Genomic DNA, 26,803 nt, shown 5'->3' on the forward strand with positions numbered 1-26,803 from the left:
GCCCTTTCGCGTGCCGTCCGCCGGACCGGATATCGCCCCGAAGGGTGAACCGGCGTCGGCCGGCGGCCCGGGTGATCAGGAGTGGGGGAGCTCCGGGCGCCAGATCCACGGGGAGGCGTCCGGGCTCATGCCCACCACGCACAGCTGGTGGCCGGCGTCCGTCAGCAGCGCGGAGGTGCCCACGGGCACCAGCTTGTCCTCCAGGCGCAGCGGCTCCGCGTCGGCGGCCGAGGCGTCCGCGAGCTGCATCTCGCCGTTGACGGCCCGGCCCAGCACCATCACGGTGTCCGCGGCGCCGCGGACGGCCAGGGTGTGGGCGGCGAGCGGTCCGTAGCCGGGGAACTCCGTCAGCTCGGTGGTGCGTACGTCCTCCGAGCCCGGGGTGAAGCCGTGGACCACCGGGTGGACGGCCGCCGGGGTGCGGTAGACGACGGCCAGCTCGCCGTCGGGGCCGAGGGCGGCACCGGGCAGCCCGCCGGGCTGCGGCAGCCCCTTGAGGGGCTGGTGGTGGACCGGCTTGCCGGGCTCGTCCTGCGTCCAGTGGTGCACGGTGTCGCGGCCCTCGCCGAAGACGTGGACGCGCTTGTCGCGGTCCAGCACGACGGTCAGGCCGTCCTGGATCTCCTGGCCGTGCAGGCTCTGCCACTTCCCCCAGGCGCCGTCGGGCTCGCGTACGCGGCTGGAGACGCCCTTGCCGGCGTTGCGTACGAAGAGGTGGACGCGCCCGTCCGGGGTGGCGACGGCGGCCGGCATGCCCACGCGGCGGCCGCGGTCGGGCCGGTGCTCGGGGTTGCCGAGGCCCTGCCACGCCTTGAAGGGGCCGCCGGGGGAGCGTTGCTCCAGCACGACGATCTCGCGGGTGTCGGGGCGGCCCTGCCCGGCCAGCGCGGAGAACCGCAGGGCGAACAGCAGCCGGCGCCCGGCGGAGTCCTGCACGGAGGCGACGGCCGGGGCCAGCGGGCCGCCGCCGAGGTTCTGCGGCTCGCCCCAGCGGCCGCTGCCGGGGGAGGACTCCACCCAGCGCACGGCCTGGGTGCCGAGGACGCCGTACGCCTCCAGGCGGCCGGCCTTGTCGACGCCCGGGGCCGTGGTGGCGCCCTTGTAGCGGTAGTGGGTGGAGCGGATCCAGCCCTTGCGGTTCTTCATCGGGCGGTCGCCGCCCTGGCCGTAGTCACCGCAGCCCGCGGGGTTGCCGCAGTCCCAGGACGGGTCGCCGCCGTACGCCTCGACCAGGCGGTGCTTCTGCTCCACGACCTCGGGCGGCAGGTTGTGCGGCCAGCGCTGGTTGTAATAGCCGCGGAAGGCGGTGGTCACGAAGCGCGGGGGGTGCCCGTCGCGCTTGGTGCTGTCGGCCACCCACTGGGACATGGCCTTCCAGGTGAACAGCGCGGTCGGGGTGTGGTCGCGGTGGTCGGAGCAGGCGCCGTAGTCGTTGTCCTTGGGGTGGGTGGCGTCGTGGACCTGGTAGTCGGGGTCCGGATCCATGGTGTGGATCACGGACGGCCGGAAGCGGTCCATGACGGTCGCCAGCGTGTCCACCAGGGTGTCGTGGCGGTACGTGCTGCTGGTGGTGCACGGCGAGCCGGTGGCGACGAGGCTCTGCATCTCGCCCTCGGGGCGCTCCCAGAGCAGCGGCAGGCGCATCTCGCCGGCGGAGAGCATGGCGATGTTGAGGAAGATCAGCTGGGCCCGGCGGTTGCCGTCGGCGAGCTCGTTGGTCTCCGCCTTGACGCCGCCGCCCAGGTCCAGGACGGACTTCTTCCAGGGGGTGAACCGGTCCAGGCCGAGCATCTCCGCGTACGCCTGGCGCAGGCCCTGGTGGCGGGCGGAGGAGTAGGCGGCCTTGTCGGGCTCGCCCTTGGGGGGCATGCCCTCGATCCAGTTCTGGCCGACGGCCTCGCCGGCCGTGACGTAGACCGAGACGACGGGCACCCCGGCGCGCACGATGTGCTCGGCATCGGGGTTCATGAAGTACAGGTCGTCGTCGGGGTGCGCCATGACCTGGAGGAGCAGGGAGCCCTTGGCATTGGTGAACGGCTGCGTGGCCTGGGGATCCACTGCTCTTATACGGCCGGGGGACGCCGCGGGCTTCTTCGGCCGCCCACCGCCGCTGCAGCCCGCCGCGGCGGCCATCGTGGTGGCGGTGAGCCCGGCCAGCCCGGCCAGGGTGGCCCGGCGGGATATCACCATGTGCTGTGTGATGTTCAACTACATGACTCCGTCCCGTTGTGCAGCACACAGTCCCCCGGCTGCCCCCGCGTGATAGGGGACGATGGAGGGCGCGGGTCGGTTGCTCGACACCACGGCAAACCACGGCAAAGGCGGATAGGACCTTCCGGGGATCGGGCGTCCCGGGCGACCCAGGGGGCACAGTGACGGCCGGGGTACGGGGCAACTGATGGCAGCTGGTGAGCAGCCTGGACCTTCACGACCATAGTGTCCCGTATGTCGGTGGGGTGGTTTGACAACTGCGCCGCTCGGGGTACCTTCTTCGGCCGCGATTGGCGCCCCTTCGGGGCTGTATGGCACACTGTTCAGGTTGCTCGGTTGTGTGCCAATGCTGCGCGCCTCCCGCCGGGAGGACTGGAAGCGAGTCCCGCAGTACTCGTCACCCCTTTTCAGGGGTGGAAGTACGGGAATCTTCCGGGAAGTGTCAGCGTGGCCCCGGCCAGGCACTCGGTGGGTGTCCTTCCCCCACAGCCCTCTTCACCAGGGAATTCCCTTAGGGGAATTTACCGGAGGGGGCGCGACACGCCCGACCGCGTGGGTCGGGGAAGGGCGGCGCTTCGGCAAGAGGCGCGAGCACACCGAGTCCCAGAGCGTTACGAGAGACAGGACTACGAAGTAGCCATGGCGGGACAGAAGATCCGCATCCGGCTCAAGGCCTACGACCACGAGGTCATCGACTCTTCGGCGAAGAAGATCGTCGAGACGGTGACTCGCACTGGTGCGTCGGTCGCGGGCCCGGTGCCGCTGCCCACTGAGAAGAACGTGTACTGCGTCATCAAGTCGCCGCACAAGTACAAGGACTCGCGCGAGCACTTCGAGATGCGCACGCACAAGCGCCTCATCGACATCCTCGACCCCACGCCGAAGACGGTTGACTCGCTCATGCGCCTCGACCTGCCGGCCGGTGTCGACATCGAGATCAAGCTCTGAGGTGACGACCAAGATGACCAAGAACATCAAGGGCGTCCTGGGCGAGAAGCTCGGCATGACCCAGGTCTGGGACGAGAACAACCGGGTTGTCCCGGTGACCGTCGTCAAGGCCGGGCCGTGTGTCGTGACGCAGGTGCGCACGAACGACGTCGACGGTTACGAGTCGGTCCAGATCGCCTTCGGCGAGATCGACCCGCGCAAGGTGAACAAGCCCCTCAAGGGCCACTTCGCCAAGGCCGACGTGACCCCCCGCCGCCACCTGGTGGAGCTCCGCACCCCTGACGCCAGCGAGTACACGCTGGGCCAGGAGATCACTGCCGAGGTGTTCGAGTCCGGCGTCAAGGTTGACGTCACGGGCAAGAGCAAGGGCAAGGGCTTCGCCGGTGTCATGAAGCGTCACAACTTCAAGGGCCTCGGCGCCGGTCACGGCACCCAGCGCAAGCACCGCTCGCCCGGTTCGATCGGTGGCTGCGCCACCCCGGGCCGTGTCTTCAAGGGCCTCCGCATGGCGGGCCGTATGGGCAACGAGCGGGTCACCACCCAGAACCTGACCGTCCACGCCGTTGACGCGGAGAAGGGTCTGCTGCTCATCAAGGGCGCGGTCCCCGGTCCGAACGGCGGCCTCGTCCTGGTCCGTACCGCGGCCAAGGGGGCCTGAGGTAACGATGAGCACCATTGACATCCTTTCGCCGGCAGGCGACAAGGCCGGTACCGTCGAGCTCCCCACGGAGATCTTCGACGCGAAGGTCAGCATTCCGCTGATCCACCAGGTCGTCGTCGCACAGCTGGCCGCTGCCCGTCAGGGCACGCACAAGACCAAGACTCGCGGCGAGGTCCGCGGCGGTGGGCGCAAGCCGTACCGCCAGAAGGGCACCGGCCGCGCGCGCCAGGGCTCGACCCGCGCCCCGCAGTTCGCCGGTGGTGGCGTCGTGCACGGTCCCGTGCCGCGTGACTACTCGCAGCGCACCCCGAAGAAGATGAAGGCCGCCGCCCTGCGCGGTGCCCTCACCGACCGGGCGCGCCACTCCCGTATCCACGTCGTCTCCGGCGTGGTCGAGGGCGAGGTCTCCACCAAGGCCGCGAAGACGCTGTTCGGCAAGATCTCGGAGCGCAAGAACCTGCTCCTGGTCGTCGACCGCGCCGACGAGGCCGCGTGGCTGTCCGCCCGCAACCTGCCCCAGGTGCACATCCTGGAGCCGGGCCAGCTGAACACGTACGACGTGCTCGTCTCCGACGACGTGGTCTTCACCAAGGCCGCCTTCGAGTCCTTCGTGTCTGGCCCCAAGGCCGTTGAGACCGAAGGGAGCGACGCCTGATGACTGAGGCCGTCGTCACCAGCAAGACCTTCACGGACCCGCGCGACCTCCTGGTCAAGCCCGTGGTCTCGGAGAAGAGCTACGCGCTGCTGGACGAGAACAAGTACACGTTCATCGTCGACCCGCGCGCCAACAAGACCCAGATCAAGCAGGCCGTCGAGGCGGTCTTCTCGGTCAAGGTCACCGGGGTCAACACGATCAACCGTCAGGGTAAGCGCAAGCGCACCAAGACCGGTTTCGGCAAGCGCGCCAACACCAAGCGCGCCATCGTGACCCTCGCAGAGGGCGACCGAATCGACATCTTCGGCGGCCCGGTCTCCTAACGGAGTCCGAGTCGTCCGATATCGGACGAGGACTGAGAAATGGGTATCCGCAAGTACAAGCCGACGACCCCGGGCCGTCGTGGCTCCAGCGTCGCCGACTTTGTCGAGATCACGCGGTCCACGCCGGAGAAGTCGCTGGTCCGCCCGCTGCACAGCAAGGGCGGCCGTAACAACACCGGTCGTGTGACCGTTCGCCACCAGGGCGGTGGCCACAAGCGCGCCTACCGAGTGATCGACTTCCGTCGTCACGACAAGGACGGCGTGCCGGCCAAGGTCGCGCACATCGAGTACGACCCCAACCGCACCGCGCGCATCGCGCTTCTGCACTACGCAGACGGCGAGAAGCGCTACATCATCGCCCCGGCCAAGCTGCAGCAGGGTGACCGGATTGAGAACGGCGCTGGCGCCGACATCAAGCCGGGCAACAACCTCCCGCTGCGCAACATCCCGGTCGGTACCACCATCCACGCCATCGAGCTGCGGCCCGGCGGCGGCGCGAAGTTCGCTCGCTCTGCCGGTTCGTCCGTGCAGCTGCTGGCGAAGGAGGGGCAGTACGCCCACCTTCGTATGCCGTCCGGTGAGGTCCGCCTGGTCGACGTCCGCTGCCGCGCCACCGTTGGCGAGGTCGGCAACGCCGAGCAGTCGAACATCAACTGGGGCAAGGCCGGCCGTATGCGCTGGAAGGGCGTTCGCCCGACCGTCCGCGGTGTCGCGATGAACCCGGTTGACCACCCGCACGGTGGTGGTGAAGGCAAGACTTCCGGTGGTCGCCACCCGGTCTCGCCGTGGGGTCAGAAGGAGGGTCGTACTCGGTCGCCGAAGAAGGCGTCCAGCAAGTACATCGTCCGCCGCCGCAAGACGAACAAGAAGCGCTAGGAGCGGGTTTAGATGCCGCGTAGTCTCAAGAAGGGGCCCTTCGTCGACGACCACCTGATCAAGAAGGTGGATGTCCAGAACGAAGCCGGCACCAAAAACGTCATCAAGACCTGGTCCCGACGCTCCATGATCGTGCCGGCCATGCTCGGCCACACGCTCGCGGTGCACAACGGCAAGACCCATGTTCCGGTGTTCGTCACCGAGTCCATGGTCGGCCACAAGCTCGGCGAGTTTGCGCCGACCCGCACCTTCCGCGGCCACGTCAAGGACGACCGCAAGTCGAAGCGCCGCTAAGGCGGGGTGCGAAGACTATGACTGACACCGAAGGGACAACCATGGAAGCCAGGGCCCAGGCGCGGTACATCCGCGTCACGCCCATGAAGGCCCGCCGAGTGGTGGACCTTATCCGTGGCATGGATGCCACGGAGGCTCAGGCGGTCCTGCGTTTCGCCCCGCAGGCCGCGAGCGTGCCGGTTGGCAAGGTGCTTGACAGCGCCATTGCCAACGCTGCGCACAACTACGACCACACCGACGCCGGCAGCCTCGTCATCACTGAGGCGTACGTCGACGAGGGCCCGACCCTGAAGCGGTTCCGTCCGCGTGCCCAGGGCCGCGCCTACCGGATCCGCAAGCGGACCAGCCACATCACCGTGGTCGTCAGCAGCAAGGAAGGAACCCGGTAATGGGCCAGAAGGTTAACCCGCACGGGTTCCGACTCGGCATTACCACCGACTTCAAGTCGCGTTGGTACGCCGACAAGCTGTACAAGGACTACGTCAAGGAAGACGTTGCCATTCGTCGCATGATGACGAAGGGCATGGAGCGCGCCGGTATCTCGAAGGTTGAGATCGAGCGCACCCGCGACCGCGTCCGCGTCGACATCCACACCGCTCGCCCGGGCATCGTCATCGGTCGCCGCGGCGCCGAGGCCGACCGCATCCGCGGTGAGCTGGAGAAGCTGACCGGCAAGCAGGTCCAGCTGAACATCCTCGAGGTCAAGAACCCCGAGGTTGACGCTCAGCTGGTGGCCCAGGCCGTCGCCGAGCAGCTGTCCTCCCGCGTCTCCTTCCGTCGCGCCATGCGTAAGAGCATGCAGTCGACGATGAAGGCCGGCGCCAAGGGCATCAAGATCCAGTGTGGTGGCCGTCTCGGCGGCGCCGAGATGTCCCGCTCGGAGTTCTACCGCGAGGGCCGTGTGCCCCTGCACACCCTCCGCGCGAACGTGGACTACGGCTTCTTCGAGGCCAAGACGACCTTCGGTCGTATTGGCGTCAAGGTCTGGATCTACAAGGGCGACGTCAAGAACATCGCCGAGGTCCGTGCCGAGAACGCCGCCGCCCGTGCGGGCAACCGCCCGTCGCGCGGTGGCGCCCAGGACCGCCCGGCCCGTGGTGGCCGTGGTGGCGAGCGTGGCGGCCGCGGCCGCAAGCCGCAGCAGAACGCTGCCGCCGAGGCCCCCAAGGCCGACGCGACCGCCGCTGCTCCGGCCGAGTCCACCGGAACGGAGGCCTGACCGACATGCTGATCCCTCGCAGGGTCAAGCACCGCAAGCAGCACCACCCGAAGCGCTCGGGCATGGCCAAGGGCGGCACCGAGCTCGCGTTCGGTGAGTACGGCATCCAGGCCCTGACCCCGGCCTACGTGACGAACCGTCAGATCGAGTCCGCTCGTATCGCCATGACGCGTCACATCAAGCGTGGCGGCAAGGTGTGGATCAACATCTACCCGGACCGTCCGCTGACGAAGAAGCCCGCCGAGACCCGCATGGGTTCCGGTAAGGGTTCCCCGGAGTGGTGGATCGCGAACGTCAAGCCCGGTCGGGTGATGTTCGAGCTGTCCTTCCCGAATGAAAAGGTCGCTAAGGAGGCGCTCACCCGCGCCGCCCACAAGCTTCCGATGAAGTGCCGCATTGTTCGGCGCGAGGCAGGTGAGTCGTGATGGCCGCTGGTATCAAGGCGACCGAGCTGCGTGAGCTCAACGACGAGGACCTCGTCGCGAAGCTCCGTGAGGCCAAGGAAGAGCTGTTCAACCTCCGTTTCCAGGCGGCGACCGGGCAGCTCGAGAACCACGGTCGGCTCAAGTCCGTCCGTAAGGACATCGCCCGGATCTACACCCTGATGCGCGAGCGCGAGCTGGGCATCGAGACGGTGGAGAGCGCCTGATGAGCGAGAAGAATGTGACTGAGACGAACGAGCGCGGCTTCCGCAAGACCCGTGAGGGTCTCGTCGTCAGCGACAAGATGGACAAGACCGTCGTCGTCGCCGTCGAGGACCGCGTCAAGCACGCGCTGTACGGCAAGGTCATCCGCCGTACGAACAAGCTCAAGGCGCACGACGAGCAGAACGCTGCCGGCGTCGGCGACCGCGTCCTCATCATGGAGACGCGTCCGCTGTCGGCGAGCAAGCGCTGGCGCATCGTCGAGATCCTCGAGAAGGCCAAGTAGGTAATTCCCGCAAGGGAATTCCTAAGTAAACGGCCTGAGGGCATTAGCCCTTGGGCAAGTTCCGCCAGGCTCGGTGAGGGGCTTCGCAAGGAGCCCCTCACCGGGAACCGGCAGACGATCAGGAGATAGACGTGATCCAGCAGGAGTCGCGACTTCGCGTCGCCGACAACACTGGTGCCAAGGAGATCCTTTGCATCCGTGTTCTCGGTGGCTCGGGTCGCCGCTACGCGGGCATCGGTGACGTCATCGTCGCCACCGTCAAGGATGCGATCCCCGGTGGCAACGTGAAGAAGGGTGACGTCATCAAGGCGGTCATCGTTCGCACCGTCAAGGAGCGCCGCCGTCCGGACGGCTCGTACATTCGTTTCGACGAAAACGCCGCCGTCATCCTCAAGAACGACGGTGACCCCCGCGGCACCCGTATCTTCGGCCCCGTGGGCCGAGAGCTGCGCGAGAAGAAGTTCATGAAGATCGTCTCGCTCGCGCCGGAGGTGCTGTAACCGATGAAGATCAAGAAGGGCGACCTGGTTCAGGTCATCACCGGCAAGGACAAGGGCAAGCAGGGCAAGGTCATTCAGGCCATGCCCGCTGAGGACCGTGTTCTCGTCGAGGGTGTCAACCGGGTCAAGAAGCACACCAAGGCCGGCCAGACCGCTCGTGGTTCCAAGACCGGCGGCATCGTGACGACCGAGGCCCCGATCCACGTGAGCAACGTTCAGCTCGTGGTGGAGAAGGACGGCAACAAGGTCGTCACCCGCGTCGGATACCGCTTCGACGACGAGGGCAACAAGATCCGCGTTGCCAAGCGGACCGGTGAGGACATCTGATGACTGCCACCACCAACGCGCCGCGCCTCAAGCAGCGCTACCGCGACGAGATCTCGGCGAAGCTCCTCGAGGAGTTCTCGTACGAGAACGTCATGCAGGTCCCCGGCCTGACCAAGATCGTGGTCAACATGGGTGTGGGCGACGCCGCCCGCGACTCCAAGCTGATCGACGGCGCGATTCGCGACCTCACCACGATCACGGGCCAGAAGCCGGCCGTGACCAAGGCCCGCAAGTCGATCGCGCAGTTCAAGCTGCGCGAGGGGCAGCCGATCGGCTGCCACGTCACCCTTCGCGGCGACCGCATGTGGGAGTTCCTGGACCGTACGCTGTCGCTCGCGCTGCCGCGCATCCGCGACTTCCGTGGTCTGTCCCCGAAGCAGTTCGACGGTCGGGGCAACTACACCTTCGGTCTCACGGAGCAGGTCATGTTCCACGAGATCGACCAGGACAAGATCGACCGCGTCCGGGGTATGGACATCACCGTGGTCACCACGGCGACCAACGACGACGAGGGCCGCGCCCTCCTTCGTCACCTCGGCTTCCCCTTCAAGGAGGCGTAAGCGAGATGGCGAAGAAGTCTCTTATTGCCAAGGCTGCCCGCAAGCCCAAGTTCGCTGTGCGCGCGTACAACCGCTGCCAGCGTTGCGGCCGCCCGCACTCCGTTTACCGTAAGTTCGGCCTGTGCCGCGTGTGCCTTCGTGAGATGGCTCACCGTGGCGAGCTGCCGGGCGTGACCAAGAGCTCCTGGTAACAACCCACTTGGGTTGTCCAGGGCTCTCGGTAAGCATCCTGGATGGCGGCCGCCCGACCTGATCCTCTCCGGCGAGCTTTGCGCTCGCGTAGAGTGGAAGGGTTGGGCGCCCGCCGCCCATGACCGTCTTACTACGCCGTAGGTCCCCGCGCCGCACCCGTCCCGACTCTGCTCGGGGAGAGGGATGGCGCAGATAGGAAACCACGGCGAGAGAGGCCGAAGGCCAAACATGACCATGACCGATCCGATCGCAGACATGCTGACCCGTCTGCGAAACGCTAACTCGGCATACCACGACTCCGTGTCGATGCCGCACAGCAAGATCAAGTCGCACATCGCGGAGATCCTCCAGCAGGAGGGCTACATCACCGGCTGGAAGGTCGAGGACGCCGAGGTCGGCAAGTCCCTGACCCTCGAGCTGAAGTTCGGCCCGAACCGCGAGCGCTCGATCGCCGGCATCAAGCGCATCTCGAAGCCGGGCCTGCGGGTCTACGCAAAGTCCACCAACCTGCCGAAGGTCCTCGGCGGCCTGGGCGTGGCGATCATCTCCACGTCCCACGGTCTCCTGACCGGCCAGCAGGCCAGCAAGAAGGGCGTGGGTGGGGAAGTCCTCGCCTACGTCTGGTAATCGGGAACGGAGGAAAAGCCAATGTCGCGTATTGGACGGCTGCCCATCCAGGTTCCCGCTGGTGTGGACGTCACCATCGATGGCCGTACGGTGCACGTGAAGGGCCCCAAGGGTTCCCTCACGCACGCCGTGTCCGCGCCCATCGAGATCGCTAAGGCCGAGGACGGCACCCTTGTCGTCACTCGTCCGAACGACGAGCGTCAGAACAAGGCCCTGCACGGCCTGTCCCGCACGCTGGTGGCGAACATGATCACCGGCGTGACCGCGGGCTACAGCAAGGCTCTTGAGATCAGCGGTGTCGGTTACCGCGTCCAGGCGAAGGGCTCCAACCTGGAGTTCGCCCTGGGCTACAGCCACCCGATCCTGATCGAGGCCCCCGAGGGCATCACCTTCAAGGTGGAGTCCCCGACCAAGCTCAGCGTCGAGGGCATCGACAAGCAGAAGGTCGGCGAGGTCGCCGCCAACATCCGCAAGCTTCGCAAGCCCGACCCCTACAAGGCCAAGGGCGTGAAGTATGCGGGTGAGGTCATCCGCCGCAAGGTCGGAAAGGCGGGTAAGTAAGCCATGGCATACGGTGTAAAGATCGCCAAGGGTGACGCGTACAAGCGCGCCGCCAAGCAGCGTCGTCACATCCGCATTCGCAAGAACGTGTCGGGTACGGCGGAGCGTCCGCGCCTCGTCGTGACGCGTTCGAACCGCAACATCGTTGCTCAGGTCATCGACGACATCCAGGGTCACACCCTGGCGTCGGCGTCGACCCTGGACACCTCGATCCGCGGTGGCGAGGGCGACAAGTCCGCGCAGGCCAAGCAGGTCGGCGCGCTTGTCGCCGAGCGTGCGAAGGCTGCCGGCGTCGAGGCCGTCGTGTTCGACCGCGGTGGCAACCAGTACGCCGGGCGCATTGCCGCTCTGGCGGACGCCGCCCGCGAAGCCGGGCTGAAGTTCTAAGCCCCGGTTCCGGAGCTAGCGGACGTAACAGAGAGAGGTAAATCCAATGGCTGGACCCCAGCGCCGCGGAAGCGGTGCCGGTGGCGGCGAGCGGCGGGACCGGAAGGGTCGCGACGGTGGCGCTGCCGCCGAGAAGACCGCGTACGTTGAGCGCGTTGTCGCGATCAACCGCGTCGCCAAGGTTGTCAAGGGTGGTCGCCGCTTCAGCTTCACCGCGCTGGTCGTGGTGGGCGACGGTGACGGCACCGTAGGTGTCGGATACGGCAAGGCCAAGGAAGTTCCCGCGGCCATCGCCAAGGGCGTGGAAGAGGCCAAGAAGAACTTCTTCAAGGTCCCGCGCATCCAGGGCACCATCCCGCACCCCATCCAGGGCGAGAAGGCCGCGGGCGTCGTCCTGCTCAAGCCTGCTTCCCCCGGTACCGGTGTTATCGCCGGTGGCCCGGTGCGTGCGGTGCTCGAGTGCGCCGGCGTCCACGACATCCTGTCGAAGTCGCTCGGTTCTTCGAACCCGATCAACATCGTGCACGCCACGGTGACGGCCCTCCAGGGACTTCAGCGTCCCGAGGAGATCGCCGCCCGTCGTGGCCTGCCGCTGGAGGACGTCGCCCCCGCCGCACTGCTGCGGGCGCGTGCAGGGGCGGGTGCGTAATGGCTCGCCTCAAGGTCACGCAGGTCAAGTCCTACATCGGTAGCAAGCAGAACCACCGCGACACCCTGCGTTCGCTCGGGCTCAAGCGCCTGAACGACGTGGTTGTCAAGGAGGACCGTCCCGAGATCCGCGGCATGGTGCAGACCGTCCGCCACCTCGTGACGGTTGAGGAGGTCGACTGACATGGCGGAGCAGAACCCGCTGAAGGTCCACAACCTCCGGCCCGCCCCGGGCGCCAAGACCGCCAAGACCCGTGTGGGTCGAGGCGAGGCGTCCAAGGGTAAGACCGCAGGTCGTGGTACCAAGGGCACCAAGGCCCGTTACCAGGTTCCGCAGCGCTTCGAGGGCGGGCAGATGCCCCTCCACATGCGTCTGCCGAAGCTCAAGGGCTTCAAGAACCCGTTCCGCACCGAGTTCCAGGTCGTGAACCTGGACAAGCTGGCCGCGCTCTACCCGCAGGGTGGCGAGGTCACGGTGGCCGATCTGGTCGCCAAGGGTGCGGTTCGTAAGAACCAGCTCGTCAAGGTGCTCGGCACCGGCGAGGTCTCCGTGGCGCTGCAGGTGACGGTTGACGCCGTCTCCGGCTCCGCCAAGGAGAAGATCGCCGCTGCCGGCGGCACCGTCACCGAGCTCGTCTGAGCCCGTTGATCTGACAACCGGGGATGTCCCAAAAGGGGCATCCCCGGTTGGTCGTTCCTAGGGGGGCACGGTCGCCGGTAAGGTGGCGTGCAACTGTTATCTTCCGCGCGGCCTGTGTCGTGCGGATTTTGACTGATATGTATTCGTCGATCCTCAAGACCGTCACCTCTCACGTGGCTGCGTGAGAGGCGCAGGAGGCACCGTGCTCACCGCGTTCGCCCGGGCGTTCAAGACGCCCGACCTGCGCAAGAAGCTGCTGTTCACGCTGGGCATCATGGTGCTCTTCCGACTCGGCGCGCATGTGCCGGTGCCGGGAGTCGACTACCAGAACGTCCAGACGTGTATGGACCAGGCTCAGCGTGGTCAGGGCCTGTTCGGACTCGTGAACATGTTCAGCGGTGGCGCGCTGCTCCAGATCACGATCTTCGCGCTCGGGATCATGCCCTACATCACGGCGAGCATCATTCTGCAGCTGCTCACCGTCGTCATCCCACGACTGGAAGCCCTCAAGAAGGAGGGACAGTCGGGGCAGGCCAAGATCACGCAGTACACGCGCTATCTGACCGTGGCGCTCGCGGTGCTCCAGGGCACCGGCCTGGTGGCCACCGCGCGCAGCGGTGCCCTCTTCGGCAACTGCACGGTGGGCAACCAGATCGTGCCGAACCAGTCGATCTTCACCACGGTCACCATGGTCATCACCATGACCGCGGGCACCGCGCTGATCATGTGGCTCGGTGAGCTCGTCACCGACCGCGGCATCGGCAACGGCATGTCGATCCTGATGTTCACCTCGATCGCCGCCGGCTTCCCCAGCGGCCTGTGGGGCATCAAGCTCCAGGGCAAGCTGATGGGCGGCTGGCTGGAGTTCGCCCTGGTCATCATCTGCGGCCTGGCCATGGTCGCGCTGGTGGTCTTCGTGGAGCAGGCCCAGCGCCGGATCCCGGTGCAGTACGCCAAGCGCATGATCGGCCGCCGGTCCTACGGCGGCACGTCCACCTACATCCCGCTCAAGGTGAACCAGGCGGGCGTGATTCCGGTCATCTTCGCCTCGTCGCTGCTCTACATCCCGGCGCTGCTCGTGCAGTTCACCGGCTCCAAGGCGGGCTGGGCGAACTGGGTCAACGCCAACCTGGTCAAGGGTGACCACCCGATCTACATGGTCACCTACTTCCTGCTGATCGTTTTCTTCGCCTTCTTCTACGTCGCCATCTCCTTCAACCCCGAAGAAGTTGCCGACAACATGAAGAAGTATGGTGGGTTCATTCCCGGCATCCGAGCCGGTCGTCCCACCGCGGAGTACCTGAGCTACGTGCTGAATCGCATCACGTGGCCTGGCTCTCTCTACCTGGGACTGATCGCCCTGGTGCCCACCGTGGCACTGGTCACACTCAACGCGAACCAGAACTTCCCGTTCGGTGGAACCAGCATCCTGATCATCGTGGGTGTCGGTCTGGAGACTGTGAAGCAGATCGAGAGCCAGCTTCAGCAGCGCAACTACGAAGGGTTCCTCCGCTGATGCGAATCGTCCTCGTCGGGCCGCCCGGCGCCGGCAAGGGTACGCAGGCCGCGTACCTCGCCAAGAACCTCGCGATCCCGCACATCTCGACGGGCGACCTCTTCCGCGCGAACATCAGCCAGGGCACGCCGCTCGGCCAGAAGGCGCAGGAGTACATGCGGGCCGGCCAGCTGGTGCCGGACGAGGTCACCATCGGGATGGCCAAGGACCGGATGCACCAGCCGGACGCCGCGAACGGCTTCCTCCTGGACGGCTTCCCGCGCAATCTGGCCCAGGCCGAAGCCCTGGACGAGATCCTCAAGGCCGACGACCTCCGCCTCGACGGCGTCCTGGACCTGGAGGTCCCGGAGGACGAGGTGGTCAAGCGGATCGCCGGTCGCCGGATCTGCCGCAACGACAGCAGCCACGTCTTCCACGTCGTCGGCCGCCCGCCGAAGACGGAGGGTGTCTGCGACGAGTGCGGTGGCGAGCTCTACCAGCGCGAGGACGACAGTGAGGACACTGTCCGCAAGCGCCTGGAGGTCTACCACAGCGAGACCGAGCCGATCATCGACTACTACAAGGCCCAGGGCCTCGTGGTGACGATCTCGGCGCTCGGCAAGGTCGCCGAGGTCACGCAGCGGGCGATGTCCGCCCTGGAGCGCGACAACGCCTGAAGAGCGAGCTGACTACGGCCGCGGTGCCCCTCGGGGTATCGCGGCCGTAGTGTTGTGCTGTGCGCCCCGCGCGCGCCAGCGGAGCCCGGAGCAGGCGGCCGGGCGAGGTACCGCGCCATACGAGAAGCACCGTGCAGCCGAGAAAGGCACCCCCATGGTCGAGATCAAGACCCCGGAACAGATCGCGAAGATGCGCGAGGCGGGGCTGGTCGTCGCCGCCATCCACGCGGCCACCCGGGCGGCGGCCGTGCCGGGTGCCACCACCAAGGATCTGGACGACGTCGCCCGCAAGGTGCTCGCCGAGCACGGCGCGAAGTCGAACTTCCTCGGCTACGGCGGCTTCCCCGCCACCATCTGCACCTCGGTGAACGAGGTCGTCGTCCACGGCATCCCGGACACCAGGACCGTCCTGAAGGACGGCGACATCATCTCCATCGACGCCGGCGCGATCGTGGACGGCTGGCACGGCGACGCCGCCTTCACCGCCTTCGTGGGCACCGGCCACGCTCCGGAGCTGCTGGAGCTCTCCCGGGTGACCGAGGAGTCGATGTGGGCCGGCATCGCCGCCGTGAAGAACGGCAACCGCCTGGTGGACATCTCCCGGGCCATCGAGGGCTACATCCGCCGCCAGCCCCGCCCGGCCTCCGGGAAGTACGGGATCATCGAGGACTACGGCGGGCACGGCATCGGCTCCGAGATGCACATGGACCCGCACCTGCTGAACTACGTCTCGCGCAAGCGCGGCAAGGGCCCCAAGCTCGTCCCCGGCTTCTGCATCGCCATCGAGCCCATGGTGAGCCTCGGTACCCCCCGCACGCACGTCCTGGAGGACGACTGGACGGTCCTCACGGACGACCTGACCTGGTCCTCCCACTGGGAGCACTCCGTCGCCGTGACGGAGCAGGGCCCGCTGGTCCTGACGGCGGTGGACGGCGGCAAGGCCAAGCTGGCGGAGTACGGCATCGAGGCCGCGCCCGACCCGCTGGCGTGAGTGCCGCTTAAGGATCTTCTCGGCTGGGCAGTCACCCCTGGATTAGTCTTTCGGGTTGCCCTGGCGTAGACTGACGCGTCGGCTCTCGTGTATCCGCATGCCTGCGTTCGCGCGGCGTGTGGAAAACGGGAGTCGATCAAGGTAGCCGATTCGAAAGGCGAAGCGTGGCCAAGAAGCAAGGTGCCATCGAGATCGAGGGCACCGTGATCGAGTCTCTGCCGAACGCGATGTTCAAGGTAGAACTCCAGAACGGTCACAAGGTCCTCGCGCACATCAGCGGCAAGATGCGCATGCACTACATCCGCATCCTTCCTGATGACCGGGTCGTCGTGGAGCTCTCTCCGTACGACCTGACGCGTGGCCGGATCGTCTACCGCTACAAGTAGATCTTGTCGGAGCCCCCTTCCTGTGGGGCGACGGCACTGACCCGGAGAACCTGACATCCCATGAAGGTCAAGCCGAGCGTCAAGAAGATCTGCGACAAGTGCAAGGTGATCCGCCGCCACGGCCGGGTCATGGTCATCTGCGACAACCTGCGCCACAAGCAGCGCCAGGGCTGACGCAGAACCTGCACTTCGCAGTTACTTCGCGCGACGCAAGCAGTTCGTACATAAGCAGGGCCCGCCAGCCACGGCTGGCGATACCTCCGGCGGGGGCCGGGGACTCGGACCGTACCAGCGCTCTTGATCAAGAGCGGTCGGCGGTCGGGAGTGGCGCTGTGGAAGACCCCCGAGAATCAACTGGAGCCAGTAAATGGCACGCGTTTCCGGTGTTGACATCCCGCGCGACAAGCGCGTGGAGGTCGCACTCACCTACGTCTTCGGCATCGGCCGCACCCAGTCGCAGGCGACTCTCGCCGCGACCGGCGTGAACCCGAACACCCGCGTTCGTGACCTTCCCGAAGAGGACCTGGTCAAGATCCGCGAGTACGTGGACGCCAACCTCAAGACCGAGGGTGACCTCCGTCGCGAGATCCAGGCCGACATCCGCCGCAAGGTCGAGATCGGCTGCTACCAGGGTCTGCGTCACCGTCGCGGCCTGCCGGTCCACGGTCAGCGCACCAGCACGAACGCTCGTACCCGCAAGGGCCCGCGTCGCGCGATCGCCGGCAAGAAGAAGCCGGGCAAGAAGTAGTCCTCAGCGGACGCTCACCAGCGGTCTTCGCTGTAGGACCGATCACCTCCACTCCACAGGAGTCAAGACATGCCCCCCAAGGGTCGTCAGGGCGCAGCCAAGAAGGTGCGTCGCAAGGAAAAGAAGAACGTCGCTCACGGCCACGCGCACATCAAGAGCACGTTCAACAACACCATCGTCTCGATCACGGACCCGTCCGGCAACGTGATCTCCTGGGCCTCCGCCGGCCACGTCGGCTTCAAGGGCTCCCGCAAGTCCACTCCGTTCGCCGCGCAGATGGCCGCCGAGTCGGCTGCCCGTCGCGCGCAGGAGCACGGCATGCGCAAGGTCGACGTCTTCGTCAAGGGCCCGGGTTCCGGTCGTGAGACCGCCATCCGCTCGCTCCAGGCGACCGGCCTCGAGGTTGGCTCCATTCAGGACGTCACCCCGACCCCGCACAACGGCTGCCGTCCGCCGAAGCGTCGCCGCGTCTGATCTTCGGATCGCGGTGGGCCTCTCCGCGTGAGCGGAGCTGACCCGCGTCTGACGCTGCGCCGTTCGCACGGTTGCTGCCTTGAGGGTCTGGGCGGCACGGCTCTTCGGAGCCGTGCCGCCCGTACCCTTGTAATACCTCAGGACATCAAATAGTGGGTGTCCATGACTGAAGGATTCATCGCATGCTGATCGCTCAGCGCCCCTCGCTGACCGAAGAGGTCGTCGACGAGTTCCGCTCCCGGTTCGTGATCGAGCCGCTGGAGCCGGGCTTCGGCTACACCCTCGGCAACTCCCTGCGTCGTACGCTCCTCTCCTCGATCCCGGGTGCGGCGGTCACGTCCATCCGCATCGACGGTGTCCTGCACGAGTTCACCACCGTGCCGGGCGTCAAGGAGGACGTCACCGACCTCATCCTGAACATCAAGCAGCTGGTCGTCTCCTCGGAGCACGACGAGCCGGTCGTGATGTACCTGCGCAAGCAGGGCCCGGGTCTGGTCACCGCCGCCGACATCGCCCCGCCGGCCGGTGTCGAGGTGCACAACCCCGACCTGGTTCTGGCGACCCTGAACGCCAAGGGCAAGCTGGAGATGGAGCTGACCGTCGAGCGCGGTCGCGGCTACGTCTCCGCCGTCCAGAACAAGCAGGTGGGCCAGGAGATCGGCCGTATCCCGGTCGACTCGATCTACTCGCCGGTTCTCAAGGTCACCTACAAGGTCGAGGCGACCCGTGTCGAGCAGCGCACCGACTTCGACAAGCTGATCGTCGACGTCGAGACCAAGCAGGCCATGCGCCCGCGTGACGCCATGGCGTCCGCCGGTAAGACCCTGGTCGAGCTGTTCGGTCTGGCCCGCGAGCTCAACATCGACGCCGAGGGCATCGACATGGGCCCGTCCCCGACGGACGCCGCCCTTGCCGCCGACCTGGCGCTGCCGATCGAGGAGCTCGAGCTCACGGTCCGCTCGTACAACTGCCTCAAGCGCGAGGGCATCCACTCCGTGGGTGAGCTCGTCGCCCGCTCCGAGGCCGACCTGCTCGACATCCGCAACTTCGGTGCGAAGTCGATCGACGAGGTCAAGGCGAAGCTGGCCGGCATGGGCCTGGCCCTCAAGGACAGCCCGCCCGGATTCGACCCCACCGCTGCCGCTGACGCCTTTGGCGCCGACGACGACGCGGATGCGGGTTTCGTGGAGACCGAGCAGTACTGATCTTGCCCCCGTCCGGTGGCTGAGGTCTTGTCCTCAGGCGCCGGACGGGCTTGATTCGGCCGGGGCGGGTCCGCCTGCCCCGGCACCGTAAGACTTCTGGTGGGCGACCGCCCAGCCAGACCTGACACCGGTACCTGATACGGCCGGTGCAGAGAACAAGGAGAAACACCATGCCGCGTCCCACCAAGGGTGCCCGTCTGGGCGGCGGTGCCGCGCACGAGAAGCTGCTGCTGGCGAACCTCGCCAAGGCGCTCTTCGAGCACGGCCGCATCACCACCACCGAGGCCAAGGCTCGTCGCCTGCGTCCGGTCGCCGAGCGTCTGATCACCAAGGCGAAGAAGGGCGACATCCACAACCGTCGCCAGGTGCTGCAGACGATCACGGACAAGAGCATCGTGCACGTGCTCTTCACCGAGATCGCTCCGCGCTTCGCCGAGCGTCCGGGTGGCTACACCCGGATCACCAAGATCGGCAACCGTCGTGGCGACAACGCCCCGATGGCCGTGATCGAGCTCGTCGAGGGCGAGATCGCCAAGAAGGCGACCGTCGCCGAGGCCGAGGCCGCCACCAAGCGTGCGGTCAAGGAGTCCGAGGCTGCTGCCGAGGCTCCGGCCGAGGAGTCCAAGGACGCCTGACGCACGTCATGTGTGTACGGACGGGTCCGCTCCCTTTCGAGGGGGCGGGCCCGTTCCGCGTGAGTGGGAGAGGGAACTTTCGGTGAGTGACGAGGTTGAGCCCGGCTTTGTGCGGGTGCGGCTGGATCTGTCGTACGACGGCAAGGACTTCTCGGGCTGGGCCAAGCAGCGCACCCAGCGCACGGTCCAGGGCGAGATCGAGTCGGCGCTGGCCACGGTCATGCGCCTGAAGGAGCCGGTCGAGCTGACCGTCGCCGGGCGTACGGACTCCGGCGTCCACGCGCGCGGCCAGGTCGCGCACGTCGACCTGCCGGCGGAGGTGTGGGCCGAGCACGAGGAGAAGCTGCTGCGCCGGCTGGCCGGCCGGCTGTCGCACGACGTCCGGGTGTGGAAGGTCGCGGAGGCGCCGTCGGGCTTCAACGCGCGCTTCTCGGCGATATGGCGCCGGTACGCCTACCGGGTCACCGACCACATCGGCGGCGTCGACCCGCTGCTGCGCGGCCATGTGCTCTGGCACGACTGGCCGCTGGACGTCGACGCGATGAACGCCGCCTCGCGGGCGCTGGTCGGGGAGCACGACTTCGCCGCGTACTGCAAGAGGCGCGAGGGCGCGACGACCATTCGTACGCTTCAGCAGCTGAGCTGGGAGCGCGACGCGTCCGGTGTGATCACCGCGACCGTACGGGCGGACGCCTTCTGCCACAACATGGTGCGCTCGCTGGTGGGCGCGCTGCTGTTCGTCGGCGACGGGCACCGGCCGGTGGAGTGGCCGGGCAAGGTGCTGGCCGCGCGGGTGCGCGATTCCGCGGTGCACGTGGTGCGGCCGCACGGGTTGACGCTGGAGGAGGTCGGCTATCCGGCCGACTCCGAGCTGGCCGCGCGGAACCTGGCGGCGCGGAACAAGCGGACGCTGCCGGGCGGGGGTTGCTGTTAGGGATTGTCCTCAATCGCCGGACGGGCTTGATCGGGGCTGAGCTCAGCCAAAACCAAGCCTGTCCGGCGATGGAGGACGCGCCCGCAGGGCGCTCGCCGCCGCGGGCGGCTTTACGAACCGTCCACCGGACAGCTGACCGCCAGGTCGCTGTTGACCGTGAAGTACGGCTTGATGCCGTCGATCTTCGGGTAGAGGTCGGTCTTGTTGCGGTCGACGATGTCGCCGATCAGGCGGGCGATCTTGATCGGCTCGGCGTCGGGGGACTGGCGCAGGGTCAGGTCCCAGACGGTGTTCTCGTCGCCGCCGCGGGCGGCGCGCAGTTCGGCGTACGGCAGGGTCACGCTGAAGGACGTGGCGTCCACGACGGTGACCTGGGCCGTGACCTTCTCGGCGGCCTCGATGCGCGGGACGCAGACCACGACGGGGTTGCTGTCGGAGGTGAACTCCGTGCCGTGCAGGGTGCCTTCGACCGTCAGCGCCGTCTCGCCCTGGCGGACCGTGCGGGCCTCGGCGTGCGCGGGGCGGTGCCAGGCGCGCAGGGCGAGGAAGCCGTCGACGGTCGGGTAGGGCACCCACCAGGTGAAGGGGGCGCCGCTCAGCGGCTCCAGCTCCACCAGGCCGCGGCCCTCGGCGAGGTGCGAGACCACGCGGCGCCGGGCGCCGTCGTCGCCGCGGACGACGTGCAGGTCCCAGCGGCCCTCGCCCAGCCGCAGCTCGCTGCGGTCGAGGACGGCGGTCCAGGGGCCCTTGCCGCCGCCGGCCGGTGCCCGCAGGGGCACGCTGACGGGCTTGCCCTCCTTGCGGCGGGTGACCGTCAGGGAGAGCTTCTCGCCGGACAGGCCCTTGCTGTCGACGGAGACGACGATGTTGCCGTCGGCGTCGACGCGGCAGGAGGCGGTGCAGCGCAGCGGCTTGCGGACGATCTCCTTGATGGCGGCCTTGACCGGCGGGGTCGCCGGCTTGGCGACGCCGCGGCGCAGCGGCCGCAGGAGCTTGCCGGCCGTACGGCGCAGGACCTTCGACAGCGGTACGGGGGCGGGCTCGCGCTCTCCCGTGGTGCTCTCCGTGGTGCCGGTGTCGACGCCGAGGCTCGCGATGAGGTCCTCGTACTGGCGGGCGATGGAGTCCGGGTGGTAGCGCTCGGCGGAGACGCGGGCGGCCTGGCCCATGGCGTGCCGCAGGTCGTCGTCCTCGATGAGCTTGAGCAGGCCCTTGGCGATGCCGTCGGCGTCGCCGACGGGGACCAGCAGGCCGTCGTGGCCGTCGCTGATGATCTCGCCGGGGCCGTGCGGGCAGTCGGTGGCGACGACGGGGACGCCGCAGTTCATGGCCTCCACGATCGTCATGCCGAAGGACTCCTCGCGGGAGGTCACGGCGGCGATGGAGCCCTTGGCCCACTCGGTCTCGATGGGGGAGTGGGCACCCATGAGCGTGATGTGGTCGTTGAGGCCGAGGGTGTCGATCTGCTCGCGCAGCTTGGCCTGCTGCGGGCCGCGGCCGTAGATGCGCAGCTTCCAGTCGGGGCGGGTGGCCGCGACGGTGGCCCACGCCTTGACGAGCAGGTCGTAGCGCTTGACGGGGATGAGCCGGCCGGCGGCCACGACCAGCTTGGCGTCGCCGTCGGAGGGCTCGACCTCGGAGGCCGGGACGCCGTTGGGCAGCGCGATCAGCTTGGTCTTGACGTCCGGGAACTGCTCGCGGTGGGTGGCGGCGTCGGCCTCGGAGACGGCGGTGTGCGCGTCGAGGTGCGGGATGGCGAGGTCCTGGGCGGCGCGGATGTTCGGCTCGTGGGTGCCGTAGATCCGGTGCTCCTGGCCGATCCGCAGATAGCGGTCCTGCCCGAACTCGGCGAGGTACATCACCAGGCCGGGGCGGGTGGCGATCACGACGTCGGCGTCGGTGCGGGCGAGGTGCTCGGCGACGCGCTTGTCGGTGAGGGCGCTGAAGTGCGCGCCCTTCGCCTCGACGGGCGGGATGTGCGCGCTGTCCTGTTCGAGCAGCGGGTTGTCCCGGTCGGCGCCGGTCTCGGCGCGCGTGTCGATGAGGTGGACCAGCTTCACCTTGCGGTGCAGGGGGAGCTTGGGTGTGCCGCCGGTGCGGTGGATCGACACGATCTCCACGTCGTGCCGCGCGGCGAGCGCGCCGGCGACGTTGAACGTGGAGCGGATCGTGCCGCCGATGCCGTAGGCGTTCTGCAAAAGGAAAGAGATCTTCATGGCGGTGTGTGCGCGGCGGTAAGCGGAGCCGCGTCCGTCCTTCCCCCTGGCCTGGGTGTCCGGGTCATCCCCTGTAGGTGGGTCGCGGCCGAGCGGTCTCGACTGCGATCCGGTCCGTCGGTTAGGACGTTTGGGAGGGATATCGGTTGCCTGCGAAGGCTACATTGTGGCTTGAGTCACATCCCGTACGTCAAGGGTGAGATCGTTCTCGGGGTCGAACACCGGTCGTACGGCGACGGCCCCGCGGACCGGGTGCTCCAGGGTACGGGCCGGGTGGACGTCGGTGCGCCTGCGGTCCACGCTGTCGCCGGCGAGGCGGCCGAGCGGGACGAGCGGTGCGCCGGGTGCCGGGCGCAGCCGCAGCGGCCAGTCCCCCATAGCCTGAACGGCATGGGAGGTGCCCCCATCGCGGGCGGTGCCGCGGCGGCCGAGGAGCCGCTCGTAGGGGAGCGTGCAGCGCAGCAGCCGGCCGTCGAGGACGGTGACGGGCAGCTCCAGGTCGTAGGCGCCGTCCTCGGGCGACAGGGCGACGAGGGTGGCGGTGCCCTGGACGAGGGGGCCGGTCGCGCCGTGGACGGTGGCGGTGACGGTGAGGGAGCGCTCGCCGACGAGGATCTTCTGCAGCTCGGCGTGGGCGGGCCGGCGCCAGGTGCGCAGGGTGAGGGAACCGGCGGCGGTGGGGTAGGGGACCCAGGCGGAGACGTGGGTGTCGTCCGAGGCCAGGGGGAGGGTCAGCAGCCGGGCCTGTTCGACGAGCGCGGCGGCGACGCGGGCGCGCTTGCGGTCGTCGGCGCGCTCGACGTGGAAGTCCCAGCGGCCTTCGGCGAGCGGCGTACGGGCCCGGTCGAGGTGCGCGGTGAGCGGGCCCTTCCCGGCGGCACCGGAGAGCGGCAGCTCGATCCGCTCTCCGTCGCCGGTGCCCTCGGTGCCGCGCAGCAGGGCGACGAGGGTCAACCGCTCACCGGGGACACCGCCGCGGGGCAGCCGGACGGTGAGTCCGCCGTCGGTGGTGGCGCGGGCGGCGGCCCTGGGCCGCAGGGGCTTCAGCGGGGCGGGTGCGGCGGGTGGGGTGGCCGCCGGGGGTTCGGGCTTGCGGCGCAGCGGGCGTACGAGGCGGGCGGCGGTGCGGCGCAGGGGGTTCGCGGGGGTCGGCGCGGGTGCGGGTTCCGGGGGCGGGGGCAGCAGTTCCGGGCGGAGGTCGCGGACGAGCCGTTCGAAGCGCTCGGCGACGCGGGCCGGGGCGTAGCGCTGGGCGGACGCACGGGCGGCGCTGCCCATGGCGGTGCGCAGGGCGGGGTCGTCGATGAGCCGGAGTAACCCCTTGGCGATAGCGTCGGCGTCGCCGACGGGGACGAGCAGGCCGTCGTAGCCGTCGCTGATGATCTCGCCGGGGCCGTGCGGGCAGTCGGTGGCGACCACCGGCACGCCGCAGTGCATGGCCTCGACGATGGTCATCCCGAAGGATTCGTAGGAGGAGGTCACGGCGGCGACGGCGCCCTTGGCCCACTCGGTCTCGATGGGGGAGTGGGGACCCATGAGCGCGATGTGCTCATTGAGGCCGAGGTCGTCGATCCGGGCGCGGAGCGCGGCGCGCTCGGGTCCGCGGCCGTAGATGCGCAGCTTCCAGTCGGGGCGTTCGGCGACGACCTGGGCGAACGCCTCGACGAGCAGGTCGTACCGCTTGACGGGGATGAGCCGCCCGACGGCGACCACCAGCTTGGACGCGCCGTCGGACGGTTCGACGGCGGGCGTCGGGACGGCGTTGGGCAGCGCGACGACGCGCGTACGGCTGTGGGGCAGGTGCTCGCGGTGGACGGCGGCGTCGGCCTCGGAGACGGTGGTGTGGGCGTCCAGCAGCGGTATCGCGGAGTCCTGCGCGGCACGCAGGTCCGGGGCGTGGGCGCCGTGGATGAGGTGCTCCTGGCCGATGCGCAGGTAGGTGCGGTCGGTGGCGAGCCGGGTCAGGTAGATCAGCAGGCCGGGCCGGGTGGCGACGACGACGTCGGCGTCGGTGGCCTCCAGGTACTGGGTGACGCGCAGGTCGGCGAGGCGGGTGAAGGCCCTGACGTCGCGCTCCGGCTCGGGGAGCAGCGCGCTGGGCTGCCGCTGGAGCTCGTTGTCCGTCTCGGAGCCCGGCGCGTCCTTGCGGATGTCGATCAGCGAGGTCAGGCGCACCCGGCCGGTGGTGGGCAGCTTCGGAGTGTCCGTGCTGCGGTAGACCGAGGCGATCTCCACGTCGTGGCGGGCGGCGAGGGCGCTGGCGAGGTTGGCGGTGGCGCGGATGGTGCCGCCGATGCCGTAGGCGTTGTGGATCAGAAACGCGATCTTCATGAGCGTGCTGACGCGCGCGCCCCCCGGCACGTCGCGTCGGCCCCTCCCTGCCGAAGCGAATGAACCACGCGGGCGGAATGGGCCCGCTTGTTCGGGTGAGCGCACTCTAGATGTAGCCACAAAGGATCTGTCAAGCGGACGGATCGGACAGCAGTTCAGAGGGTAACCGTCCACCCGGGCGTGGCGACCGGACGTGCCCCATGGGCGCTGGGAGGGTGGGAACGTGAAGGCGATGGTGGCGGTCTCCGCGGTCGTGGCCCTCGGGCTGACCGCCGGGTGCAGTGGGAATGACGGCGGAGCGGGCGGTTCCGGAGGTTCCGGGCGGCCGACCGGTGGCCGGGGCGAGGGCAAGGACACGCGCGATGCCGTGCGGGTGCTGAGCCCGGCCCAACTGCGCCACGTCGAGCTGGGCCCGCACGAGGTCCCCGGCTTCCAGATCGAGAAGGCGTCCACGGGCGCGGCCGGCCACGGCAGGCCCCGGACGGACCGCGCGCCGTGCAGGCCGCTGGTCGACGCCCTGGGCTCCCAGCCGCGGCCCGCGCCCGCCGCGTCCGTCGTCAAGACCTTCGCGAAGACGGGCGAGGGCAAGGACTTCGAGGGCCTGATGGGCATGATCCGCGTCTCGACGTACAAGCGCGACGGCGCCGCCGCCACGCTCCGGGACCTGCGGTCGGCCGCCGAGGAGTGCGCGGACGGCTTCGGCATGCGCACGGGTGAGGGTGAGCCGCAGGAGTTCGCGTCGGTACGGACGCTGCCGGCGCCGGAGCTGGGGGACGAGGCGGTGGCGTACCGCCTGGAGAACGCGGCGGAGCGGACGCCGAGCATGATCACGGTGGTGCGGTCGGGCAGCACGCTGGCGATGTTCTTCGCGACGAGCCTGTCCGGCCCGGAGGGCGTGGAGATCCCGCGGGAGCTGGTGCGGGCGCAGGTGGAGAAGGTGCGACGGGCGGAAGAGAAGTCTCCGACCGTTCCGCCGGCACCTTCACAGGAGGTGTTGGGGGAGGGGGGTGAGGCGGGGGACAGTGCGGGTTGATGTGGCGGGTGTGGGTGCCCTCAGGTGCCGGGCGGGCTCTTTGTCCTCAGGCGCCGGACGGGCTGTGGGTGGGTGCGCGGACGTGACGGGTGGCCGTCAAAGCTTGTCCTCAATCGCCGGACGGGCTTGATTGGTGCGCGGGCTTGATCAGCCCGTGCCGTCCTACGCCTGCTTCTTCGGGGCCGTCGTCGGGGAGGCCGACTTCACCGACGCCGCCGCCTGTGCGTTCGCACGCGCCATGATGCGGCGGAACGTGTAGCCCGCCACGTCCCGGCCCGCCGTCAGCGCGTCCTTGTCGTCGTCGGCGACGGCCTTCCCGTTGGCGTAGCCCGCCACCGTGAAGTACGCGTAGCGCCCCTCCGCGTTGGCCGTCAGCCGGCAGGCCGTGGCGCGGCAGAACGCCGGGTCGTCGTCACCGGAGAGGGACTCGATGTTCCCGCCGGACTGTTCCTTCGCCTTGTCCGCGGCCGCCTTCGTGTCGAAGACGGCGACGCCGACCGTCACCGCCACGCCGTCCCGTACGTACGTCGCGCGCAGCACCTTGCGGCAGCCGTTGTCCTTGAGGACCGAGCCGAGGGCGCCCTGCGTGGCGGAGGCGCAGTCCGAGGTCGTGGCGGTGGCCGTGCGCTGGTACTTGCGCTTGTCGAGGACCGGCTTGGTGTGCGGGAACAGCGTCTTCGTGCTCAGCGGCGCCTTGTCCTTGTCCGCGCTGGCTATGAACTCGCGGGGATTGGGCGGGGGCGGCGGCGCGACCTGGGAGAAGGAGGGCGCGGGGGTGCCGGAGGAGCCGGGCAGCTTCTCCGGGGACGGCAGGCCGGACGCCCGGTCGCCGCCGCCCTTGCCCGAGCCGACCACGGCGAACGCCACGATCGCGGCCACCGCGCCGGCGGCCAGGACGCCGCCACCACCGAGCAGCAGCCACTTGCGGCGCCTGCCGCGGGCCGCGGTGTTGTCGGCGAGCGCCGCCCAGTCGGGGGTCTGCGGCGCGCCGGTGGCGCCGGGTCCCCAGGGGGCAGGCGGTTGCTGCGGTGGGGGCGGACCCCACTGCGGGTGCGGCTGATGGGGGTCCCCGTGGGCCCCATGCGGCCCTTCCTGCCCAAAGCTCATGGCGTGCATCGT

General features: G+C 68.6%; 36 protein-coding genes. 32 read left to right on the forward strand and 4 right to left on the reverse strand.

The features are described 5' to 3' along the window. Nucleotides 1-75: 75 nt before the first annotated feature. Nucleotides 76-2,208 (reverse strand): PIG-L family deacetylase, encoded by a 2,133-nt coding sequence (locus tag ACZ303_RS27375; RefSeq protein WP_467343135.1) that lies wholly within the window; start codon nucleotides 2,206-2,208, stop codon nucleotides 76-78. Nucleotides 2,209-2,850: 642 nt separating this feature from the next. Between ACZ303_RS27375 and rpsJ the strand changes: the two genes are divergently transcribed. The 31 genes from rpsJ (at nucleotide 2,851) to truA (ending at nucleotide 20,104) form a co-directional block, all read left to right on the forward strand. Next, entirely contained in the window at nucleotides 2,851-3,159 is a 309-nt protein-coding gene (gene rpsJ / locus ACZ303_RS27380; protein WP_003948644.1) for a 30S ribosomal protein S10, read from the forward strand. A 13-nt stretch (nucleotides 3,160-3,172) separates the two neighbouring features. Further along, a complete protein-coding gene (gene rplC / locus ACZ303_RS27385) occupies nucleotides 3,173-3,817 on the forward strand; it encodes a 50S ribosomal protein L3 (protein WP_467343136.1) in 645 nt (214 codons plus the stop codon). 7 nt (nucleotides 3,818-3,824) lie between these two features. Beyond that, a complete protein-coding gene (gene rplD, locus ACZ303_RS27390) occupies nucleotides 3,825-4,475 on the forward strand; it encodes a 50S ribosomal protein L4 (protein ID WP_467343137.1) in 651 nt (216 codons plus the stop codon). Continuing rightward, nucleotides 4,475-4,798 (forward strand): 50S ribosomal protein L23, encoded by a 324-nt coding sequence (rplW, locus tag ACZ303_RS27395; RefSeq protein ID WP_215079450.1) that lies wholly within the window; start codon nucleotides 4,475-4,477, stop codon nucleotides 4,796-4,798. The genes rplD and rplW overlap by 1 nt, the downstream gene beginning before the upstream one ends. Nucleotides 4,799-4,837: 39 nt before the next feature. Beyond that, nucleotides 4,838-5,674: a 50S ribosomal protein L2 gene (gene rplB, locus ACZ303_RS27400; protein ID WP_215079448.1), complete on the forward strand. Its 837-nt coding sequence runs from the start codon at nucleotides 4,838-4,840 to the stop codon at nucleotides 5,672-5,674. A gap of 12 nt (nucleotides 5,675-5,686) precedes the next feature. Then, entirely contained in the window at nucleotides 5,687-5,968 is a 282-nt protein-coding gene (gene rpsS, locus ACZ303_RS27405) for a 30S ribosomal protein S19 (protein WP_215079446.1), read from the forward strand. Between the two features lie 41 nt (nucleotides 5,969-6,009). After that, on the forward strand, nucleotides 6,010-6,357 hold the full coding sequence (gene rplV / locus ACZ303_RS27410; protein ID WP_052859704.1) for a 50S ribosomal protein L22: 348 nt from the start codon (nucleotides 6,010-6,012) through the stop codon (nucleotides 6,355-6,357). Beyond that, nucleotides 6,357-7,187: a 30S ribosomal protein S3 gene (gene rpsC, locus ACZ303_RS27415; protein WP_467343138.1), complete on the forward strand. Its 831-nt coding sequence runs from the start codon at nucleotides 6,357-6,359 to the stop codon at nucleotides 7,185-7,187. The genes rplV and rpsC overlap by 1 nt, the downstream gene beginning before the upstream one ends. 5 nt (nucleotides 7,188-7,192) lie before the next feature. Further along, a complete protein-coding gene (gene rplP / locus ACZ303_RS27420; protein WP_215079442.1) occupies nucleotides 7,193-7,612 on the forward strand; it encodes a 50S ribosomal protein L16 in 420 nt (139 codons plus the stop codon). Further along, nucleotides 7,612-7,836 carry a 50S ribosomal protein L29 gene (gene rpmC, locus ACZ303_RS27425; protein ID WP_030368408.1) on the forward strand — a complete coding sequence of 75 codons (225 nt, stop codon included), beginning with the start codon at nucleotides 7,612-7,614 and terminating at the stop codon, nucleotides 7,834-7,836. The genes rplP and rpmC overlap by 1 nt, the downstream gene beginning before the upstream one ends. Then, nucleotides 7,836-8,117, forward strand: a complete 282-nt coding sequence (gene rpsQ, locus ACZ303_RS27430; protein WP_030026328.1) for a 30S ribosomal protein S17 — start codon at nucleotides 7,836-7,838, stop codon at nucleotides 8,115-8,117. Before rpmC ends, rpsQ begins: the two co-directional genes overlap by 1 nt. 131 nt (nucleotides 8,118-8,248) lie before the next feature. Then, nucleotides 8,249-8,617, forward strand: coding sequence for a 50S ribosomal protein L14 (gene rplN, locus ACZ303_RS27435; protein WP_176163508.1), 369 nt, complete (start codon nucleotides 8,249-8,251; stop codon nucleotides 8,615-8,617). A 3-nt stretch (nucleotides 8,618-8,620) separates the two neighbouring features. Then, nucleotides 8,621-8,944, forward strand: coding sequence for a 50S ribosomal protein L24 (rplX, locus tag ACZ303_RS27440; RefSeq protein ID WP_467343139.1), 324 nt, complete (start codon nucleotides 8,621-8,623; stop codon nucleotides 8,942-8,944). Next, nucleotides 8,944-9,504 carry a 50S ribosomal protein L5 gene (gene rplE, locus ACZ303_RS27445; protein WP_467343140.1) on the forward strand — a complete coding sequence of 187 codons (561 nt, stop codon included), beginning with the start codon at nucleotides 8,944-8,946 and terminating at the stop codon, nucleotides 9,502-9,504. The genes rplX and rplE overlap by 1 nt, the downstream gene beginning before the upstream one ends. Nucleotides 9,505-9,509: 5 nt before the next feature. Then, on the forward strand, nucleotides 9,510-9,695 hold the full coding sequence (locus tag ACZ303_RS27450; RefSeq protein WP_467343141.1) for a type Z 30S ribosomal protein S14: 186 nt from the start codon (nucleotides 9,510-9,512) through the stop codon (nucleotides 9,693-9,695). Nucleotides 9,696-9,924: 229 nt separating this feature from the next. Next, nucleotides 9,925-10,323 carry a 30S ribosomal protein S8 gene (gene rpsH, locus ACZ303_RS27455; protein WP_087927570.1) on the forward strand — a complete coding sequence of 133 codons (399 nt, stop codon included), beginning with the start codon at nucleotides 9,925-9,927 and terminating at the stop codon, nucleotides 10,321-10,323. 21 nt (nucleotides 10,324-10,344) lie between these two features. Then, entirely contained in the window at nucleotides 10,345-10,884 is a 540-nt protein-coding gene (gene rplF / locus ACZ303_RS27460; RefSeq protein ID WP_467343142.1) for a 50S ribosomal protein L6, read from the forward strand. A gap of 3 nt (nucleotides 10,885-10,887) precedes the next feature. Beyond that, nucleotides 10,888-11,271, forward strand: coding sequence for a 50S ribosomal protein L18 (gene rplR, locus ACZ303_RS27465; protein WP_467343143.1), 384 nt, complete (start codon nucleotides 10,888-10,890; stop codon nucleotides 11,269-11,271). Between the two features lie 46 nt (nucleotides 11,272-11,317). After that, complete coding sequence (gene rpsE, locus ACZ303_RS27470; protein WP_116212431.1) at nucleotides 11,318-11,920, forward strand: 30S ribosomal protein S5; 603 nt, start codon at nucleotides 11,318-11,320, stop codon at nucleotides 11,918-11,920. Next, nucleotides 11,920-12,102 carry a 50S ribosomal protein L30 gene (gene rpmD, locus ACZ303_RS27475; protein ID WP_087927574.1) on the forward strand — a complete coding sequence of 61 codons (183 nt, stop codon included), beginning with the start codon at nucleotides 11,920-11,922 and terminating at the stop codon, nucleotides 12,100-12,102. The genes rpsE and rpmD overlap by 1 nt, the downstream gene beginning before the upstream one ends. 1 nt (nucleotide 12,103) lies before the next feature. Then, nucleotides 12,104-12,559, forward strand: a complete 456-nt coding sequence (gene rplO, locus ACZ303_RS27480; RefSeq protein ID WP_467343144.1) for a 50S ribosomal protein L15 — start codon at nucleotides 12,104-12,106, stop codon at nucleotides 12,557-12,559. 202 nt (nucleotides 12,560-12,761) lie between these two features. Further along, nucleotides 12,762-14,075, forward strand: a complete 1,314-nt coding sequence (gene secY, locus ACZ303_RS27485; protein ID WP_215079430.1) for a preprotein translocase subunit SecY — start codon at nucleotides 12,762-12,764, stop codon at nucleotides 14,073-14,075. Next, on the forward strand, nucleotides 14,075-14,731 hold the full coding sequence (locus tag ACZ303_RS27490) for an adenylate kinase (protein WP_467343145.1): 657 nt from the start codon (nucleotides 14,075-14,077) through the stop codon (nucleotides 14,729-14,731). The genes secY and ACZ303_RS27490 overlap by 1 nt, the downstream gene beginning before the upstream one ends. 154 nt (nucleotides 14,732-14,885) lie before the next feature. Continuing rightward, the gene (gene map, locus ACZ303_RS27495) at nucleotides 14,886-15,722 is read left to right on the forward strand and encodes a type I methionyl aminopeptidase (protein WP_467343146.1); all 837 of its coding nucleotides are present in this window, start codon (nucleotides 14,886-14,888) and stop codon (nucleotides 15,720-15,722) included. Nucleotides 15,723-15,886: 164 nt separating this feature from the next. Further along, nucleotides 15,887-16,108 carry a translation initiation factor IF-1 gene (infA, locus tag ACZ303_RS27500; RefSeq protein WP_003956442.1) on the forward strand — a complete coding sequence of 74 codons (222 nt, stop codon included), beginning with the start codon at nucleotides 15,887-15,889 and terminating at the stop codon, nucleotides 16,106-16,108. A gap of 60 nt (nucleotides 16,109-16,168) precedes the next feature. Then, nucleotides 16,169-16,282 (forward strand): 50S ribosomal protein L36, encoded by a 114-nt coding sequence (gene rpmJ, locus ACZ303_RS27505; protein WP_003956441.1) that lies wholly within the window; start codon nucleotides 16,169-16,171, stop codon nucleotides 16,280-16,282. 193 nt (nucleotides 16,283-16,475) lie between these two features. Beyond that, entirely contained in the window at nucleotides 16,476-16,856 is a 381-nt protein-coding gene (gene rpsM, locus ACZ303_RS27510; RefSeq protein WP_030368393.1) for a 30S ribosomal protein S13, read from the forward strand. 69 nt (nucleotides 16,857-16,925) lie between these two features. Continuing rightward, nucleotides 16,926-17,330, forward strand: coding sequence for a 30S ribosomal protein S11 (gene rpsK, locus ACZ303_RS27515; protein WP_003956432.1), 405 nt, complete (start codon nucleotides 16,926-16,928; stop codon nucleotides 17,328-17,330). Nucleotides 17,331-17,512: 182 nt separating this feature from the next. Beyond that, a complete protein-coding gene (locus ACZ303_RS27520) occupies nucleotides 17,513-18,535 on the forward strand; it encodes a DNA-directed RNA polymerase subunit alpha (RefSeq protein WP_004946635.1) in 1,023 nt (340 codons plus the stop codon). A gap of 170 nt (nucleotides 18,536-18,705) precedes the next feature. Beyond that, nucleotides 18,706-19,170 carry a 50S ribosomal protein L17 gene (gene rplQ, locus ACZ303_RS27525; protein WP_467343147.1) on the forward strand — a complete coding sequence of 155 codons (465 nt, stop codon included), beginning with the start codon at nucleotides 18,706-18,708 and terminating at the stop codon, nucleotides 19,168-19,170. A gap of 82 nt (nucleotides 19,171-19,252) precedes the next feature. After that, a complete protein-coding gene (truA, locus tag ACZ303_RS27530) occupies nucleotides 19,253-20,104 on the forward strand; it encodes a tRNA pseudouridine(38-40) synthase TruA (RefSeq protein ID WP_467343148.1) in 852 nt (283 codons plus the stop codon). 110 nt (nucleotides 20,105-20,214) lie between these two features. Here the strand turns inward: truA and ACZ303_RS27535 are convergent, their stop codons facing one another. Together ACZ303_RS27535 and ACZ303_RS27540 are read right to left on the reverse strand one after the other, a co-directional pair. Beyond that, nucleotides 20,215-22,320, reverse strand: coding sequence for a glycosyltransferase family 4 protein (locus ACZ303_RS27535; RefSeq protein ID WP_467343149.1), 2,106 nt, complete (start codon nucleotides 22,318-22,320; stop codon nucleotides 20,215-20,217). Between the two features lie 159 nt (nucleotides 22,321-22,479). Further along, nucleotides 22,480-24,651, reverse strand: a complete 2,172-nt coding sequence (locus tag ACZ303_RS27540) for a glycosyltransferase family 4 protein (protein ID WP_467343150.1) — start codon at nucleotides 24,649-24,651, stop codon at nucleotides 22,480-22,482. A 223-nt stretch (nucleotides 24,652-24,874) separates the two neighbouring features. Between ACZ303_RS27540 and ACZ303_RS27545 the strand changes: the two genes are divergently transcribed. Continuing rightward, nucleotides 24,875-25,684 carry a hypothetical protein gene (locus tag ACZ303_RS27545; RefSeq protein ID WP_467343151.1) on the forward strand — a complete coding sequence of 270 codons (810 nt, stop codon included), beginning with the start codon at nucleotides 24,875-24,877 and terminating at the stop codon, nucleotides 25,682-25,684. A 162-nt stretch (nucleotides 25,685-25,846) separates the two neighbouring features. On the opposite strand, the gene ACZ303_RS27550 is transcribed toward ACZ303_RS27545, so the two are convergent. After that, entirely contained in the window at nucleotides 25,847-26,791 is a 945-nt protein-coding gene (locus ACZ303_RS27550; RefSeq protein ID WP_467343152.1) for a hypothetical protein, read from the reverse strand. Nucleotides 26,792-26,803 lie beyond the last annotated feature (12 nt).

The sequence above is a fragment of the Streptomyces sp. NPDC023527 genome (assembly GCF_055560115.1).